This is a genomic window from Rahnella sp. BCC 1045 (genome assembly GCF_019049615.1).
GTDB classification, from domain to species: Bacteria; Pseudomonadota; Gammaproteobacteria; order Enterobacterales; family Enterobacteriaceae; genus Rahnella; species Rahnella contaminans.
This window is the reverse complement of record NZ_JAFMOZ010000145.1, coordinates 84,310-101,776: the sequence shown is the minus strand read 5'-3', so window position 1 is coordinate 101,776 and position 17,467 is coordinate 84,310. Positions and strand designations below refer to the sequence as shown.

The 17,467-nt window shown below is 53.2% G+C and carries 14 protein-coding genes; 9 read left to right on the top strand and 5 right to left on the bottom strand.

Annotated elements, in window-relative coordinates:
- The first annotated feature begins 339 nt into the window (after window positions 1–339).
- From J1782_RS25700 to J1782_RS25685, 4 genes are all read left to right on the top strand, one after another.
- Window positions 340–1,365: an amino acid ABC transporter substrate-binding protein gene (locus tag J1782_RS25700; protein WP_152327378.1), complete on the top strand. Its 1,026-nt coding sequence runs from the start codon at window positions 340–342 to the stop codon at window positions 1,363–1,365.
- 102 nt (window positions 1,366–1,467) lie between these two features.
- On the top strand, window positions 1,468–2,646 hold the full coding sequence (locus tag J1782_RS25695; RefSeq protein WP_217154232.1) for an amino acid ABC transporter permease: 1,179 nt from the start codon (window positions 1,468–1,470) through the stop codon (window positions 2,644–2,646).
- 9 nt (window positions 2,647–2,655) lie between these two features.
- The gene (locus J1782_RS25690; RefSeq protein WP_371819838.1) at window positions 2,656–3,765 is read left to right on the top strand and encodes an amino acid ABC transporter permease; all 1,110 of its coding nucleotides are present in this window, start codon (window positions 2,656–2,658) and stop codon (window positions 3,763–3,765) included.
- Window positions 3,766–3,773: 8 nt separating this feature from the next.
- Window positions 3,774–4,535 carry an amino acid ABC transporter ATP-binding protein gene (locus J1782_RS25685; RefSeq protein WP_152327380.1) on the top strand — a complete coding sequence of 254 codons (762 nt, stop codon included), beginning with the start codon at window positions 3,774–3,776 and terminating at the stop codon, window positions 4,533–4,535.
- Window positions 4,536–5,168: 633 nt separating this feature from the next.
- On the opposite strand, the gene J1782_RS25680 is transcribed toward J1782_RS25685, so the two are convergent.
- Window positions 5,169–5,858, bottom strand: coding sequence for an LrgB family protein (locus tag J1782_RS25680; RefSeq protein WP_165061308.1), 690 nt, complete (start codon window positions 5,856–5,858; stop codon window positions 5,169–5,171).
- Window positions 5,851–6,273: a CidA/LrgA family protein gene (locus J1782_RS25675; protein WP_152327382.1), complete on the bottom strand. Its 423-nt coding sequence runs from the start codon at window positions 6,271–6,273 to the stop codon at window positions 5,851–5,853. Before J1782_RS25675 ends, J1782_RS25680 begins: the two co-directional genes overlap by 8 nt.
- Window positions 6,274–6,415: 142 nt before the next feature.
- Here J1782_RS25675 and J1782_RS25670 point away from each other — a divergent pair, with 142 nt between their 5' ends.
- The 3 genes from J1782_RS25670 to J1782_RS25660 all read left to right on the top strand — a co-directional run bounded on the left by J1782_RS25670 (window position 6,416) and on the right by J1782_RS25660 (window position 10,329).
- Entirely contained in the window at window positions 6,416–7,300 is an 885-nt protein-coding gene (locus tag J1782_RS25670) for a LysR family transcriptional regulator (protein WP_152327383.1), read from the top strand.
- A gap of 351 nt (window positions 7,301–7,651) precedes the next feature.
- Window positions 7,652–8,839 carry a glutamine synthetase family protein gene (locus J1782_RS25665; protein ID WP_371819837.1) on the top strand — a complete coding sequence of 396 codons (1,188 nt, stop codon included), beginning with the start codon at window positions 7,652–7,654 and terminating at the stop codon, window positions 8,837–8,839.
- A 74-nt stretch (window positions 8,840–8,913) separates the two neighbouring features.
- Window positions 8,914–10,329, top strand: a complete 1,416-nt coding sequence (locus tag J1782_RS25660) for a trehalose-6-phosphate synthase (RefSeq protein ID WP_217154230.1) — start codon at window positions 8,914–8,916, stop codon at window positions 10,327–10,329.
- Window positions 10,330–10,394: 65 nt separating this feature from the next.
- Here the strand turns inward: J1782_RS25660 and J1782_RS25655 are convergent, their stop codons facing one another.
- On the bottom strand, window positions 10,395–12,044 hold the full coding sequence (locus J1782_RS25655; protein ID WP_152327388.1) for a Na+/H+ antiporter: 1,650 nt from the start codon (window positions 12,042–12,044) through the stop codon (window positions 10,395–10,397).
- 188 nt (window positions 12,045–12,232) lie between these two features.
- Here J1782_RS25655 and J1782_RS25650 point away from each other — a divergent pair, with 188 nt between their 5' ends.
- Entirely contained in the window at window positions 12,233–12,670 is a 438-nt protein-coding gene (locus J1782_RS25650; RefSeq protein ID WP_217154229.1) for a hypothetical protein, read from the top strand.
- Here J1782_RS25650 and J1782_RS25645 read toward each other — a convergent pair.
- Window positions 12,646–14,013 carry an NCS2 family permease gene (locus J1782_RS25645; protein WP_165061302.1) on the bottom strand — a complete coding sequence of 456 codons (1,368 nt, stop codon included), beginning with the start codon at window positions 14,011–14,013 and terminating at the stop codon, window positions 12,646–12,648. The two genes, J1782_RS25650 and J1782_RS25645, sit on opposite strands and share 25 nt — an antisense overlap.
- A 424-nt stretch (window positions 14,014–14,437) precedes the next feature.
- On the bottom strand, window positions 14,438–15,106 hold the full coding sequence (locus tag J1782_RS25640) for a glutathione S-transferase family protein (protein WP_152327391.1): 669 nt from the start codon (window positions 15,104–15,106) through the stop codon (window positions 14,438–14,440).
- A 266-nt stretch (window positions 15,107–15,372) separates the two neighbouring features.
- Between J1782_RS25640 and J1782_RS25635 the strand changes: the two genes are divergently transcribed.
- Entirely contained in the window at window positions 15,373–17,466 is a 2,094-nt protein-coding gene (locus J1782_RS25635; RefSeq protein ID WP_217154228.1) for a bifunctional diguanylate cyclase/phosphodiesterase, read from the top strand.
- Window position 17,467: the final 1 nt, after the last annotated feature.

Here is a 17,467-nt window from a genome sequence, read left to right as displayed (position 1 = left end):
CGGTCTGAGGGATTTACTCACCGTTTTGCCTCATTTTTTTACCAAATATGTCACCGCATTTCCCTTACCTTCAAAGACCGCGATCTGCACTCCAATATTGAAATAATCCGCACCCTTTTAAAGCAGTCACATTGACCGCGCACTCAAACAGGGCAATAAATTTTATAACGCCCGTCAATGTTACTGTGCAATTCCAGTGCGTGACTTGATTGATCGGGCGTTTTCCATGTTGGCACTCCCTTTGCAAAGACAGGTGCAGAGGGCATTGCCCCATAAACAGACAGGGTGCTCCGGCACTCACACAATAATAATTCTCAGTTTTGTCTCACAGGACGCTTTATGAAAAAAATATTGCTCTCAACGCTGATTGCCGCAGCAAGCTTCGTGACACTGGCTGGTCAGGCCCACGCAGGTACCACTCTGGATGCTGTTAAAAAGAAAGGATTTGTTCAATGCGGTATCAGCGACGGCCTGCCAGGTTTCTCCTACGCTGACTCCAAAGGCAAATTCACCGGTATCGACGTTGACGTCTGTCGCGCGGTGGCTGCTGCCGTATTTGGTGATTCTGAGAAAGTGAAATACACCCCGCTGACCGCAAAAGAGCGTTTCACCGCCCTGCAGTCTGGCGAAGTGGACATCCTGTCACGTAATACCACCTGGACCTCTTCCCGCGACGCGGGCATGGGCATGATTTTCGCCGGCGTAAACTATTACGACGGTATCGGCTTCCTGACACACCAGAAAGCCGGTCTGAAAAGCGCGAAAGAATTGGATGGCGCAACCGTCTGCCTGCAAGCCGGTACGGATACTGAACTGAACGTAGCCGATTACTTCAAAGCCAACAAAATGACCTACACTCCGGTCACCTTCGACCGTTCAGATGAAAGCGCCAAAGCGCTGGACTCCGGCCGTTGCGATACCCTGGCTTCCGACCAGTCCCAGCTGTACGCACTGCGTATCAAACTGGGCAAACCGGATGACTTCATCGTTCTGCCAGAAGTCATTTCTAAAGAACCTCTGGGGCCGGTTGTTCGTCGTGGCGACGAAGACTGGCTGGCTATCGTGCGCTGGTCTCTGTTCGCGATGCTCAACGCCGAAGAAATGGGCGTCACCTCTGCCAACGTCGATCAGCTGGCAGCCAATCCAACCACGCCTGACATGAGCAACCTGCTGGGCAAAACCGGCACTTACGGCGCTGACCTGAAAGTGCCTAATGACTGGGTAGTGAAAATCGTTAAACAGGTCGGCAACTACGGCGAAAGCTTCGAGCGTAACGTCGGTCAGGGCAGCGAGCTGAAAATCAAGCGTGGTCAGAACGCATTGTGGAATAAAGGCGGCATCCAGTACGCACCACCTGTCCGCTAAATATCCTTTCTACAAGAAGTTGAAAAGTGTTTAAGGAAGCTGATGCACCGGTCGTTCCCCGGTGCATCACTTCCCCTGTTTTACCTGCAGGTCGAGGTTAAAATGTCGCAACGCCCAACCGGAAAAGTCTCGTTCTCGCTGACCAACCCAGCGGTACGTGCCTGGATTTACCAAATTTTCGCGGTGGTGTTGCTGGTAGCCTGTCTGGGTTACCTGCTCCACAACACCATTACCAATCTGACTACACGAGGGATCACCTCGGGATTTGCCTTTCTTGAAAAAGGTGCCGGTTTCGGCATTGTTCAGCATCTTATCGACTACCAGGAAGGCGACACTTACGCCCGCGTTTTTGTTATCGGTCTGCTGAATACCCTGCTGGTTTCCGCACTGTGTATCGTTTTTGCTTCGATTCTCGGGTTCATTATCGGGTTAGGACGTCTTTCCGATAACTGGCTGATCCGTAAAGTGTCGACGGTCTACATCGAGACTTTCCGTAATATTCCCCCGCTGCTGCAAATCTTCTTCTGGTATTTCGCCGTACTGCGTAACCTGCCTGGCCCGCGTCAGAGCCTGAACGCATTTGATCTGGCGTTCGTCAGCAACCGCGGCCTGTATTTGCCGTCACCGGAACTGGCACCCGGCAGCCTGGCGGGCTTTATCGCCCTGCTGCTGGCTATTTTTGGCATCATCGCACTGCAACGTTACAACCATTTCCGCCAGATCCACACCGGACGCGTCTGGCATATCTGGCCGTGGGCAATTGTCATGCTGGTTGTCTTTCCGGCGCTGGCGCACCTGATTTTCGGGCCAGCCCTGCACTGGGATATTCCTGCGCTGCGCGGTTTTAACTTCCGTGGCGGCATGGTGCTTATTCCGGAACTGGCGGCGTTAACGCTGGCGTTATCGGTCTATACCTCGACGTTTATCGCCGAAGTAATCCGCTCCGGCATTCAGTCTGTTTCGCACGGTCAGCATGAAGCCGCCCGTTCGCTCGGCCTGCCGAATCCGGTCACGCTGCGCCAGGTGATTTTGCCGCAGGCGATGCGGGTGATCATCCCGCCGCTGACCAGCCAGTATCTGAATATCGTGAAAAACTCCTCTCTGGCGGCCGCAATTGGCTATCCGGATATGGTGTCGTTATTCGCCGGTACGGTGCTCAATCAGACCGGTCAGGCGATTGAAACCATTGCCATCACGATGTCGGTTTACCTGATCATCAGTCTGGTGATTTCGTTCCTGATGAATATTTACAACCGGCGTATTGCGCTGGTCGAGCGTTAAGGGAAACCCATGACGATGACAACTCTTCCTCCCGGAGTCAGAGCCGTGAAGCCCGGTACGCCACTGGGTATCGCCGTGCTCTGGGCGCGTAAAAACCTGTTCTCCAGCTGGTTTAACAGCCTGCTGACGCTGTTTTGTTTATGGCTGATGTGGCTGGTGATCCCTCCGCTGCTGAACTGGGTGATTTTCCAGGCCAACTGGGTCGGGACCGCAAGAGCGGACTGCACCAAAGCCGGAGCCTGCTGGGTATTTATCCACGCACGTTTCGGGCAATTCATGTACGGGCTGTATCCGTTTGATCAACGCTGGCGCATCAACGTCACGCTGATTGTCGGTCTGCTGACGCTGGCACCGATTTTCTTCAAAGCGATGCCACGCCGCGGTCGTTACATCACGGCCTGGATTGTTCTGTTCCCGATTTTCACCTGGTTCATGCTTTATGGCGGATTCTTTGGCCTGAGCCGCGTCGAAACCCGCCAGTGGGGCGGCCTGACGCTGACACTGATCATCGCTGCCGTGGGCATCGCCGGAGCTTTACCGCTGGGAATTATGCTGGCGCTGGCCCGCCGTTCCCGTCTGCCGATCGTGCGCATTCTGTCGGTGATTTTCATCGAATTCTGGCGCGGCGTGCCGCTGATTACCGTGCTCTTCATGTCCTCGGTGATGCTGCCGCTGTTTATGACCGAAGGAACCAATATCGACAAACTGGTGCGCGCACTGGTGGGTGTGGTGCTGTTCCAGTCGGCGTATGTCGCGGAAGTGGTGCGCGGCGGTTTGCAGGCGCTGCCGAAAGGCCAGACCGAAGCCGCCGAATCACTGGCGCTGGGTTACTGGAAAACGCAGGGTTTAGTCATTCTGCCGCAGGCGCTGAAAATGGTGATACCGGGTCTGGTCAACACCATCATCGCGCTGTTTAAAGATACCAGTCTGGTGATCATCATCGGCCTGTTTGACCTGTTCAGCAGCGTTCAGCAAGCCACCGTCGATCCTGAATGGCTCGGCATGTCGACCGAAGGCTACGTCTTCGCCGCCGCCGTCTACTGGATTTTCTGTTTTAGCATGTCGCGTTATAGCCAGCATCTGGAAAGACGCTTTCACACCGGACGTTCCGCACACTGAGGTAAACCATGAGCGACCATCACGTCACTGAAAAACAAAATATGATGATCACGCTGGAAAACGTGAATAAGTGGTACGGACAGTTCCACGTATTGAAAGACATTAATCTGAGCGTCAAACCGCGTGAACGTATCGTCCTGTGCGGCCCTTCCGGCTCCGGTAAATCAACGACCATTCGTTGCATTAACCATCTGGAAGAGCATCAGCAGGGACGCATTGTGGTTGACGGCACCGAACTGAATGACGATTTGCGCAATATCGAACGCGTGCGTACGGAAGTCGGAATGGTCTTCCAGCACTTCAATCTATTCCCGCATCTGACCGTGCTGCAAAACTGCACGCTGGCCCCTTGCTGGGTGCGCAAGATGCCGAAGAAAGAAGCCGAAGAACTGGCGATGCATTATCTCAAACGCGTACGTATTGCCGAACATGCCAATAAATTCCCCGGCCAGCTTTCCGGCGGTCAGCAGCAGCGCGTGGCGATCGCCCGTTCGCTTTGCATGAAACCGAAAATCATGCTGTTTGATGAGCCAACGTCTGCGCTCGATCCGGAAATGGTGAAAGAGGTGCTCGACACCATGATCACACTGGCCGAAGAAGGCATGACCATGCTGTGTGTTACGCATGAAATGGGCTTTGCCAGAACGGTAGCCGACCGTGTGATTTTTATGGATCGCGGAGAGATTGTGGAAGAAGCGCCGCCGCTGGAATTCTTTGCCAATCCTAAGTCAGCGAGAACGCGGGAGTTCTTATCGCAGGTTATTCATTAAGCTGAGGCCCCAGCTTGACCGGCATCTGAACGGAATGGTGAAGGTTTCGGTTTCTCGATAGCGCTGTTCGCTAAGCGGCTGCCGCCGCCCCCCCCAAAAGGGGAAAGTGCTTTTCCCCTTTTGGATTTCCCCTCGCTTTTTCAACACGCGCTATTGCTCGCTGGCTATGTTTCAGCCAACACAGTGACAGGCTGGAAATCTTGCCGCTGCGCGGTTCCTTCATTTCGGGATTGCAGCCTCAGGTCTGCAACCTCTCATTCAGCAAGCTTTCTGAAACGCCCGCACGTTCTTAGATTCAAAACCAATAGGTTTTTCATATCAAAATCAGTGAGGTTGTGAAGTTAACGTTGAGGCCGGTTCCAAAATATCGCCGGAGGAGAGGTGGAAAACCGCGCGTCTTTTTGCGCGGGTTGTAACCCGAACGGAGGGCACCGCGCAGCGGCGGGATTTTGCGGCTGTCGCTGCGGTACCTGAAACATGGCCAGCGAGCGAAGCGCGCAGTTAAAAAAGCGCGGAGTCCAGAGGCCCGCGCGTTACCGGGTCTCTGGTCGGTGTGGGCCGACGCCCACGACCTTGAATTTGAATTTGAATTTGAATTTGAACTTAAAGTTTCAGATCTTTTTCAAAAGATCATCACCACATCACTACCCCGATCACCGGAGCCGTCACCACCGTCACAACCCCCGCCAGCATCATCACCAGACTCGCCACCACGCCTTCTTCGGCTCCTAATTCATAAGCGCGCGCCGTCCCCGCGCCGTGGGACGCCGCACCCAACCCGGCGCCTTTCGCCAGACCGCTTTTCACCGAAAGCCGCAGGAATAACATGTCGCCGACCGCCATACCGAATACGCCGGTGATCACCACAAACAGCGCCACCAGATCCGGCTGCCCGCCCATTTGCTTCGCCGCCGCCAGCGCAAACGGCGTGGTGATGGACCGCACCGCCAGGCTGCGCTGCACTTCTTCCGGCAACGTCAGTATTTTCGCCAGCCAGACCGAACTGCTGACGGCCACCACAATGGCCGTCAGCACGCCCGCACTTAGCGATAACCAGTGACGGCGGATGACTGCCATATTTTCATAGACCGGCACAGCAAACGCGATAGTCGACGGGCCAAGCAGCCACAGCAACCAGTGCGTTTCGCCGATGTAATCCTGATACGACGTGTGCGTCACAACCAGTAACATCACCAGCACGATGGGCGTAAACACCAGCGGCATCAGCAACAACGTGCGGCGCTGGCGGTAGAGTTTTTTGTTGGCGTAATACAGCCCGAGCGTGATCACGAAACATAAAATGCTAATAAGAAGATCAGTCACGCGATGCCTTCCTCGCCGCCAGACGCTGCTCCAGCCGGTACATTTTATCGACAACTAGCGCCGTCGCGCCGAGTGTCAGAATCGTACTGACACCAATCACCAGAAAGATTTTCCAGCCTTCGATCATCAGCAACTGGGCGTAATTCACTACGGCCACCACCGCCGGAACGAAAAACAGCAGCATTTCGGCCAGTAACCAGCGGGAACCGGCTTTCACCCATTTTACCGGCAGAACGCGGAACATAATCAGCAGCAAAAGCATCAGCATACCGACGATATTGGCCGGTAAAGGCAGATGCAGGAAAGTGACAAGACGATCGGCGATAACAAATAACACCGCATACAGCACCACCTGAACGGGGATCTGACAGCGGGTCAGCAGGGACGGCGCTTTCGTGCGCAACGCCAGCAACATGGGAACGACCTCAGAGGACAAAAAAGGGACAAGATTCAGTATACGCTCGCAGGAAACCGGTAAAGAAATGAATTAAAATCATAAAAATAATTCCAATCTGGAATACTTCGTTACTTACCGATCTCAGCGGGGAAGTCAGTGAATGGACGTTCGCACATTACGCTATTTTGTCGAAGTGGTACGCCAGCAGAGCTTCACACGCGCGGCGGAAAAATTATTCGTCACGCAGCCGACCATCAGCAAGATGCTGCGCCATCTGGAAGAAGAGCTGGAATGCACGCTGATCATCCGCGAAGGACGGCGCTTGCGGCTCACCGACAGCGGACAGGCGCTCTACCAGCGCGGGCTGAATATCCTGGAAGAATTCCGCCAGCTCGAAGCCGAACTGGAAGACATTAATACGCTTAAGCTCGGCCATTTGCGGCTGGGGATCCCGCCGATGGTGGGTACTCAAATCGCGCCGCTGATCGGCAGTTTCCGCCAGCAATATCCGGGTATCGAGCTGATCATTTCCGAATTTGGCGGGCTGACCGTTCAGCAGGCGGTCATCTCCGGTGAGCTGGATCTGGCGCTGACCGCACTGCCCGCCGACGCGGTGCCTTCGATCGCTTCATTGCTACTTTTCAGCCATCCGCTGTGCGTGGTGGTTCCGCGCACGCCGCACTGGCTGAACCGGACGCGCATCGCTCTCAGCGAACTGGCAGAAGAAAGCATCCTGATTTACAACGAAGATTTCGCACTATACCGCCAGCTGATGGACGCCTTTTCCGCACACGGTTTTACGCCCAAAATTGCCGCCCGCAGCGGCCAGTGGGATTTTTTAGCCGCCATGGTACAAACCGGCATGGGCGTGGCGATTTTACCGGAACCTGTCTGTCAGCGGCTGGATAAAAACACGTTGCTGTGGCTGCCGCTTGAACCGCTGATGCCGTGGCAACTGGGGCTCATCTGGCATCAGGGAAGTTATCTTTCCCACAGCGCACAGGCGTGGATTGCGCTGTGCCGGGATTACTGGCCGCAGCCCTGAACGCGGTATTTATACTTTTTTTACGGCGGCAACTTTAATCTTTATGTTGCCGATATATCCTTTTTTCTGCGCATAAATTAATCTCAATTTATCGCCGAAAGGTATGCGTGAAAGAAAAATATGAATCCGACATTCAAGCCTTCATTATTAAAACACTCATCTGCTTTATTCAGCTCTCCGGTAATTTCAAAATCAGTGGCCAATGAAAGCCAGCTGACGCTTGAAAATACGACGTCGGGAAATAATAGTATTTTCCGTCAGGAAGCAGAACGTTATTTATCAAACAACCCGAACACGAAACATATTGATATTTATCTTAATGATATCAACGGTTCGTTCAGGGGGAAAAGGATGAATATCACCGCGCTGCTTTCACTGGAAAAAGGCGCGTATTTTCCTCAGTCAGTTTACTCAATGGATAAAGAAGGCAAAGTGCAGAGTACGCTGAATGATGATCTGGCTGTGAATGAGCCGGACAGAATATGTTTTCCTGTCGCAGGTACTCTGCGACCGTGCGGCCATCATCCGGCTGAAAATGCACAAATATTACTGACGATGAAAAACGATCAGGGAAATCCCTATTCGCTTGAGCCGCGCGTTATCCTGGAAAACGTGCTGAGTAAATTCCATGAGCATGGTTTATACCCGGTGATTGCACCCGAAATTGAGTTTTATCTCGAAGACGCCCAGAACCGTAACATTCAGAATTCCGGGTGTTTTCATTTGGCGGTTCCGTCAGAACATACTGCGTTTATTGAAGAACTTGAGACGATGGCGACGCGGCAAAACCTGCCTTTATCGGGCATTGTATGTGAGGCAGAAGCCGGTCAGTTTGAATTAAACCTGCAACACTCCGGGCAGGTCGTCGACATTTGCGAGAACGTGCTGGCGCTTCGCCGCTTAACCAGCACCGTCGCCCAAAGGTTTGGATTCAACGCCAATTTTATGGCTAAACCGTATTCGCTGATGTCGGGCAGCGGCCTGCATTTTCATATCAGCCTGAACGACGAACAGGGCAATAATGTTTTTGCCTCCGGCGACAAAAACCTGAATGAAATGATGCGTCTGTGTCTCGCCGGCATGCTTAACCTGATGCCCGCGTCTATGGCGATTCTGGCTCCCAACGTCAATTCATTCAGACGGCTGAGGAAAAACCTCAATGAGCCGCTGTTCAGTTCCTGGGGCTTTAATCAGCGCTCTGCGGCATTACGCATTCCCTGTTCAGGCGAAGCGCATCGCCGCATTGAATACCGTCTGGCGGGGTCGGATGCCAACCCTTATCTGGCGATGGCCACCCTACTGACGGGCATGCTTTACGGGCTGGAAAAAATAGAGGACGACCCGGTTGCCGATCTGACGGCCTGCTCGCCCGTTTTGCCTTTATTCCAGCAGCACGCCCTTGATGAATTCCGGCAATGTCCGTATTTAACCGCGGCGCTGGGCGAGGCATTTTCCCAACAGTGGATCCAAACCAAACTCTCTGAACTGACGTGGTTCGAAAGTATCGTCACTCCGGAGGAAAGCGTATTTTCTTATTAAACCCTTTTTTTATTAAACAATTGACTAATTAATGAAGCCCCTACCGCTCTGTTATTTATTTCGCTGAGGTGATTATGTCCCGGTTGATCATTTTATCTAATCGCTGTGAACCCTATACCGGCAGTTCGGATGACATGTTATTTCATACCCTTTCTGAAATATCCCGACAGCATGCTGCTCTGTGGTTTGGATGGAACGGGAATGTCTCTGCGCGTAAAAGAAAAGAACCTTATCGTCAGATAAAAAGTGAAGGCGTCGGAAAAGTGTCATGGGATTTATCCCCTAACGAATATGATAATTTTTATCAGGGTTATATACACAACGTGCTGTGGCCCGTCTTCCATAACAGACCTGATCTAACGGCCTATAAAAGAGAATATTTCATCACCTGGAAAAACTATAATAATGATGTTAAAAACAGGGTTTCTCCCTTTATAACGCACGATGATGTGATATGGGTTCATGATTATCACTTACTCCCTGTCGCTAAAATGCTTCAGGAAGACAGCCACCGGAATAAGATCGGTTTCTTCTTGCATCAGCCCTTTCCGCCGGGAGATGTATTACGGTCTGTGCCGGAACACGACTGGCTATTTCAGTCATTGCTGCATTATGACTGCATTGGATTTCAGTCGTCCGGCGATATTAATAACTTTATTTCTTATGCATTACGTCATTACCGTGGCGGACAAATTTCGAAAGACGCGATCAAAGTGAATGGCCGGATTATTAAAGTCTGCGTTTTGCCGTGCGGTATCGATAAGAATACCGAATTTCAAAATCAGCAGGAGATACAGAATGTTCGTCATTACCACCGGCAGATCATTATCAGCAACGACATCGTTAATGAAATAAGCGGCGTAGATTGCCGCCTGAACGCCATGAAAAAGTTTCTGGCGCTCTATCCGCAATACCTTCGCGATGTCAGTTTGCTCCAGATTTCAGATCCTTCCGGCGAATATCCGGCGTCAACGGGCGACATGAGTTCGCGTCTGGAGCGGCTATGCGGAGAAATTAACGGGCAATATGGCGATTTATCGTGGTATCCGGTCAACTACATCCACAATAACCAGTGCTCGAGGGCGATGATTTTTGCGCTCTATAACAAAGCGCGGGTGGCGATGTTTACGCCGCTTTCTGAGGGCATGAGCCTGGGGGCAAAAGAGTTTATTCTTGCGCAGAATAAGGAGGATCCGGGGGTTTTGCTGCTGTCGGAATTTACCGGCGCGGCGGAGATGCTGACGGAAGCGTTAATGATCAATCCGTACGATGCTCACGAGACCAGCGAAGCCCTCCATTCCGCACTCACCATGCCTTTGCATGAAAGAAAGCGCCGGCACAACCAGTTGCTGAACAAGGTAAATCGCTATGATTGCCACTGGTGGGCGACGGAGTTTCTGGCGTGTTTACGCGCTGAGGCAGAACGTCCGCAGCGTACGGTGTTCAGAACGTCTCACCACGGCACTTACGCCCCGCATAATCTCTATTAAAAAAGGCTTCCCGCAACGTTCGCGGGAAGCCTTTTATGGCAGATTAACGCCGGAAAACCGTTGTTTCAGACTTCTTTTTCGACCAGCAACGCTTCCAGCAAATCGAGGTCGTGCAGCAGTTTTTGCAGCGTTTCATTGCTGATTTTCTGGGTTGCGCGCAGATGATAAAGCTCACCGCGCTCGGCCCGCAGTGCGGTAAGACGGAAGCGACGCTCTAAGTTTTCGAGCTTCAGCGCGGTTTCCATATCATCGCGATTCGCCGTCCGCCGTCGCAGTGTGCCTATCACGCGGGAACTGATTTCCTTCAGCGTCTGTTCATCAATGTTTTCTTCGGTATCCGCCGCCAGACGTTCTTCCATCTTATGCAGGCTTTCGATCGCCACTTCTGCCGCGATGGATTTCGCCATGCGCTCTTCTTCACGATAGGTCGTTCCGTCGGCCACGACCACGCCTTTGAGCAGGAACGGCAAAGCAATCACACCGGCAATCAGGGAGAACAAAATGACGCCCGTCGCCAGGAACACCAGCTGATAACGCGACGGGAAGGCCGAACCGTCTGCGAGGAATAACGGAATTGACAGCACACCGGCCAGCGTAATCGCCCCGCGAACACCGGCAAACGACGCCACCCACAACTCACGCGTGCTGTAGCTGCCAAACAGCAGCGGTTTCTTTTTCAGGAAACGGTTGCTGAAATTCTTCATCACCCACAGCCAGACAAAACGCAGGATCAGCAGCGCAAAATAGATAATCCCGACGTCCGCAAACAGGTGCCAGGTGACGATTGACGGGTCATGCGTGGCCTGATCAATCGAGTTCTCCAGAATGCCCGGCAATTGCAGGCCCAGCATGATGAACACCATGCCGTTGAATACGAATTCCAGCATCGCCCAGACGCTGTTCGCGCGCAGGCGCATAGCCAGCGGCGCGTTACGGATAATGCCCGACTGGCTGATGGTCATACCGGCAGCCACGGCGGCCAGAATGCCCGACACGCCGATGTGTTCAGCAATCAGATAAGACGCGAACGGCAGCAGCAACAGGAAAACGATTTGTGTCGCCGGGTCATCGCCGCTCCAGCGGCTCATGATGCGCAGCGATTTACTGTACAGCCACGTCACCGCGACACCCGCCATCAGGCCGCCGATGGCGACTTTGAGGAACTCAACGGTCGCGCCGCCGACGGTGAAAATCATGGTGCCCATCGCCACGGCAATCGCAAATTTGAGTGACACCAGGCCGGACGCGTCATTCATCAGCGCTTCACCTTCCAGCACGCCCATGATCGACTTCGGAATGCGGCCCTTGCCCACAATTCCGCCCAATGCCACGGCATCGGTCGGAGACAGCACCGCCGCCAGCGCAAACGCCGCAACCAGTGGAATATCCGGCACCATCATATAAATCAGATAACCGATACCGACGACGGTGAGCAACACCAGCACCAGTGCCAGCCCGAGAATTTCGCGCCCGTGGTGGAGGAATTCACGGGTCGGAGTTTTCCAGCCATCGGCGAACAGCAACGGCGGGATGAAGAGGACGAGAAACAGTTCCGGATCGAAATCCACATGCAGACCAAAATTCGGCCAGGCCAGTAAAGCACCGACAGCAATCTGCATTAATGGAAGAGGAACCTGAAACGGCAACATTCTGGTGACGACACCGGAGAGCGACACCACCAGAATCAAAATCAGAATGGTAAAGAAGATTTCCATGCTTTCCTTAGACTCTTGTTTTTATGATTTCAATCAGACGGGGTCTGACACATACAGAGGGAATAGTAGATCAAAAGAGGACATGATTTAAATCGATGCGTGCGGTTACGACGCACTGACGTTTATGACAAGGTCAAAACCTTGGGCTCGCCGCCCAAACTGGCCCAAAGGGTTTTAAACGAAACCCTTTGGATTCCTGCGTTTTTTTAACTGCGCGCTATCGCTGGGTCGATGGACGTGCTCTGTTGCTTCCGCGTGTGGCGCGAAATCTCGCCATTTCACTCTCTGAAAAGCAGATCGGTTTTGAATTTAAGATTGTGCGGGCGATTCAGAAATCTTGCCGAACGAAGCGGCCTGAAGACCCAGGGCTTCAGGACCGAGAGAGGGAACCGCGCAGCGGCAAGATTTCCAGCCTGTCGCAGAGGTTGCTGAAACATAGCCAGCGAGCGACAGCGCGAAGTAAAAAAGCGAGGAGAGTGCAGAGAGGAAAAGCACTTTCCTCTCTGCTCGGTTTCAGCGCGAAAGGCCATGTGATAACCGCACATGAAAAACCGAAACTTTCACCGTCAGAAATGGCCGTCCCGAATGCCCGGCCTGGCATTCAGATCGCCCATCCACCCGCATAAAACACCACGAGCGCCACAGCGATAACCACCGTTCCGACGTTCAGCTTGCGCCATTCTCCGGAGAAGATACGGCCAATCACCAGCGCGCTGAAGCCCAGCATGATGCCGGTGACGATGTTACAGGTCAGCACGATGAATACCGCGCACAACAGGCCGGACATCGCATCAACGAAGTCGTTGAAATCCAGTTTGGTCACGTTGCTGAGCATCAGCAGGCCGACGTACATCAGCGCTGGCGCGGTCGCGTAAGCCGGAACCAGATAAGATAACGGTGACAGGAACAACATCAGCAGAAAAAGAACTCCGACGACGGTGGCGGTCAGGCCGGTTTTGCCGCCTGCCGCTGTACCCGCTGCCGATTCAATGTAGACCGCTGCCGGTGATGCGCCGACAAGAGAGGCAAAAATGCTGCTTACGGAGTCCGCCGTCAGAGCTTTGCCGCCGCTGATGATCTGGCCGTTTTCGTCGAGCAGGTTTGCCTGCCCGGCAACGGCGCGGATGGTGCCGGTAGCATCAAAGACCGCCGTCATGACCAGCGCCAGAACGCTTGGCAGCACGGCGGCTTTCAGCGCGCCCATGATATCGAGATCGAAAATGACCGATTTGCCGTCTGCGCCCGCCAGGGAAGGCATCGCGAACAGGCCCTGATATTTCACCGCAGGATCGAAAATCAAACCAATCACGGAAATCGCGATGATCACCAGCAGAATGCCGCCGGGAACGCGCAGTTTCTCAAGGCCGAAAATCACCGCCAGGCCGAGCAAGGTCATCACAACCGGGAAAGAGGTAAATGCGCCCAACGCGACCGGTAAACCGTCCAGCGGGTTTTTCACCACCAGGCCGACGCCGTTGGCAGCGATTAACAACAGGAACAGGCCGATACCGATGCCGGTGCCATGCGCAACGCCGGTCGGCAGGTTGCGCAAAATCCACGACCGGATCCCGGTGACCGAGATAATCGTGAACAGCACGCCCATCAGGAATACTGCGCCTAACGCCACGGGCACACTGATGTGCTGGCCGAGCACCAGGCTGAATGCCGTGAACGCCGTCAGTGAAATCGCACAGCCAATCGCCAGCGGCAGATTCGCCCACAAGCCCATCAGCAGCGAGCCAAAACCGGCAACCAGACAGGTCGCGACAAACACCGCGCTCGGCGAAAATCCGGCTTTACCCAGCATGGACGGCACCACAATCACCGAATAAACCATCGCCAGAAACGTCGTTAAACCGGCGATCACTTCCTGACGGACGTTGCTGCCACGCGCACTGATTTTGAAAAATGCATCAAACGGGCCTTTTGGCGCAACAGCGCTGCCCGTCTGAGGGTGTTGACTCGACATGGAAAATCCTCTGAATGTCTTTACTGATTAGCCGGCGTGGTCATTATGAAATCGTTTCTGCACGTTCGCTTCCTTACCCGTAACCTGAAACCGCCGAAAGCAGCGTCAGATCTACAAGGCAAACGTTTAACTCACATCGCGTATGGCGGGTCTGAAAAATTAAGCAAACGATTATCCGGCCTTTAAACCCCACATTTCAACTACGATCGACGACAATTTACCGTTGTTCGGTCAATAAAAACGCGGTTGTGATGTAAATTCAGCCGGCTGGCGATTTGCTGTGCGGTATCGGTTGCGCATCAATTTTTTTCCGCGATGAACGGCAAAAGCAAAACGGACAAGAACAGGATGATTTCACGGGCTGATGATATTGCGCTCATGACGACAATCACGGCACGCACGAGCGCAACAAAATACCCCGGACTTAACGCAATATCGTGAAAGGTCCGCCGTTTTCCAGCGCCTTCTGATAAGCCGGACGCGCGGTCACATTCGATAACCATGCATTTAAATGTGGGTATTGTCCGAGTCCGGCGCGGGCATTTATAGCTTCTATCGGGAAACTCATCTGAATATCCGCGGCGCTGAACTGATACCCGGCGAAATAAGGATGGGTGGCGAGATGTTTCTCCAGATAATCCATATGGGTATAAATTTGTTTATCCAGATAATTTTTCTGCACACCCTGTCCGATTGCGCCCGCCAGCGGACGGATAAGCCACGGCATCGGCGGTTTGCCTAAGCGGCTGAAAATCAGTTTCATCACCAGCAACGGCATCAGGGAACCTTCCGCATAATGCATCCAGTAGCGGTATTGCTGACGTTCAGCGAAGGCCGACGGTTTAAGCGTGCTGCCTTCATCATAAACTTCCTGCAAGTATTCAATGATGGCGCCGGACTCCGCAAGGATCAGCCCGTTGTCTTCCAGCACCGGCGACTTGCCCAGAGGATGCACTTTTTTCAGCGCAGCAGGCGCCAGCATCGACTTTTTATCCCGTTGATAATGCTGAATTTCATACGGGACACTCAATTCCTCAAGCATCCATAAGATTCGCTGCGAACGTGAATTATCCAAATGATGCACTGTGATCATAAATACCTTCCGCTCTGTTTCATTTAATTATTTGTTAACTATAGACAAGGCCTGAATAGCCGGAACATATTCATTTAAAAACCATGATGTTTATCGGGTTTATTAGCCGCAGATTAAGCCGGAAATTATTTTTATTTGATTAAAATCACTTACGGATTAATCTTAATTACACGAAAAAAATTATCGTAACTTCATTCGCCTTTAATAAATCTTAATGCCATTATCGCCGAATCTAAAATAGACCCCCTGCCTGTGTGGAGCCTTACATGTTTTCCAGTAATTACAACAATGTGCTTGTAATGTTTTCGTTCATTGTTGCAATGCTTGCCTCTTATACCGCGCTTGATATGGCGGGCCGGGTTGCCACGACAGAGGGAAAGGCTTCCCGTCTCTGGTTGAGCGGGGGCGCCATTGCGATGGGCATCGGTATCTGGTCCATGCATTTTATCGGCATGCTGGCCTTTAATTCGGCCATGCCAATGGGTTACGACCCGGTTATTACGCTGCTTTCCATGGTCATCGCCATTATCTCTTCCGTCTTTGCGCTGTGGCTGGTTTGCCTGCCGAATTTACCGACCGGGCGTTTACTGGCCGGGGCATTGCTGATGGGCGGCGGAATTTCCGCCATGCATTACACCGGGATGGCCGCGATGCTGATGATGCCACCCATTGTTTACGATTACTGGTGGGTTGCGCTGTCCGTGGTTGTGGCGATTGTCGCCTCGGGCGCGGCGCTGTGGATGGCGTTTCATCTTCGTCAGCAATCCCCGAATGTCCGGCTGTTGCGCATCAGCGCGGCGGTGATCATGGGCACGGCGATTGTCGGCATGCATTACATCGGCATGGCGGCGGCGCAATTTCCGATGGACAGCCACAGTATGGCAGCGTTCAGTGGCGTAGATAACAACTGGCTGGCGCTGCTGGTGATCGTGGTAACGCTGGCGATTCTGGCGATCACGCTTATTATTTCGATTCTCGACGGCCGTATGCAGGCGCGCACCTCCATTCTGGCGTCGTCGCTGGCACAGGCAAACCGCGAACTGACGCAGCTGGCGCTGCACGACAATCTCACGCGGCTGCCAAACCGTTTGCTGCTGGAAGACCGTCTCAGCCAGGCATTTCAGAAAGCATCACGCGGTGAATCTCAGTTTGCCGTGCTTTTTCTCGATCTCGACGGTTTTAAAGCGGTCAATGACGCGTTCGGCCACCATATCGGCGACCAGTTGCTGATCTCGGTGACGGAACGCCTGCAATCCCAGCTGCGCGCGACGGATACGCTGGCGCGTCTGGGTGGCGATGAATTTATCCTGCTGGTGGAAATCACCGAACCGGGTGACGCTTCTCAGCTGGCCGACCGGCTGGTGCATCTGATTGCGCGTCCGTTTTACGTTTCCCGCTATGAATTGCTGGTGTCGGCCAGTGTCGGTATTGCGGTGTATCCGGGCGACGGCGAAAACGAGCGCGAGCTGATGCTCAATGCCGATGCGGCGATGTACCACACCAAGAATTCAGGCCGTAACGGGCATAGTTTCTTCCAGCCGTCGATGAACGCTAATGCGCAAAATCAGTTACAGATGCTCAATGATTTGCGTCTGGCGATTGAACACCACGAACTGCGCTTACATTATCAGCCGAAATTTATTGCGCCTTACGGGCCGGTTTGCGGGTTTGAAGCACTGCTGCGCTGGGAACGCAACGGCACCACGCTGAGCCCGGATGTTTTCCTGCCACTGGCGGAAAAAACCGGTCTGATCATTCCGATTGGCGAATGGGTGCTTAACGAAGCGTGCCGCCAGTTGCGTGAATGGCATCTTGCCGGACACACCCACTGGACCGTTGCCGTAAACCTCTCCACTTTGCAGTTTGAGCAGGCCAATCTGGTGGAAATGGTGATTGATACCGTTGAGCGTCATCAGATCCCGCCGGAAATGCTGACGCTGGAAGTCACCGAAACGACCGCGATGCGCAACCCGGATGTCAGCGTAGAAATCCTCGAACGCCTGACGAAGTACGGCGTCAAAGCGTCGATTGATGATTTCGGTACCGGCTATTCCAGCTTGCTGTATCTCAAACGACTTCCCGCCAGCGAGCTGAAAATCGACGGCGCGTTTATTAACGATCTGATTGCCGGAAGTGAAGATGCCAGCATTGTTTCGGCGATTATTGCGCTGGGCCAGACGCTGAATCTTAAGGTCGTGGCCGAAGGCGTGGAAACCACCCAGCAGCAGGATTTCCTGACGCAACTGGGTTGTGACACGTTGCAGGGCTATCTGCTGGGGCGTCCGATGACACCACAACAGATTGCCCAGCATCCCGATTCTGACTGGGAACCCCGGCTGAACATCATCGATAAAGTCTGAT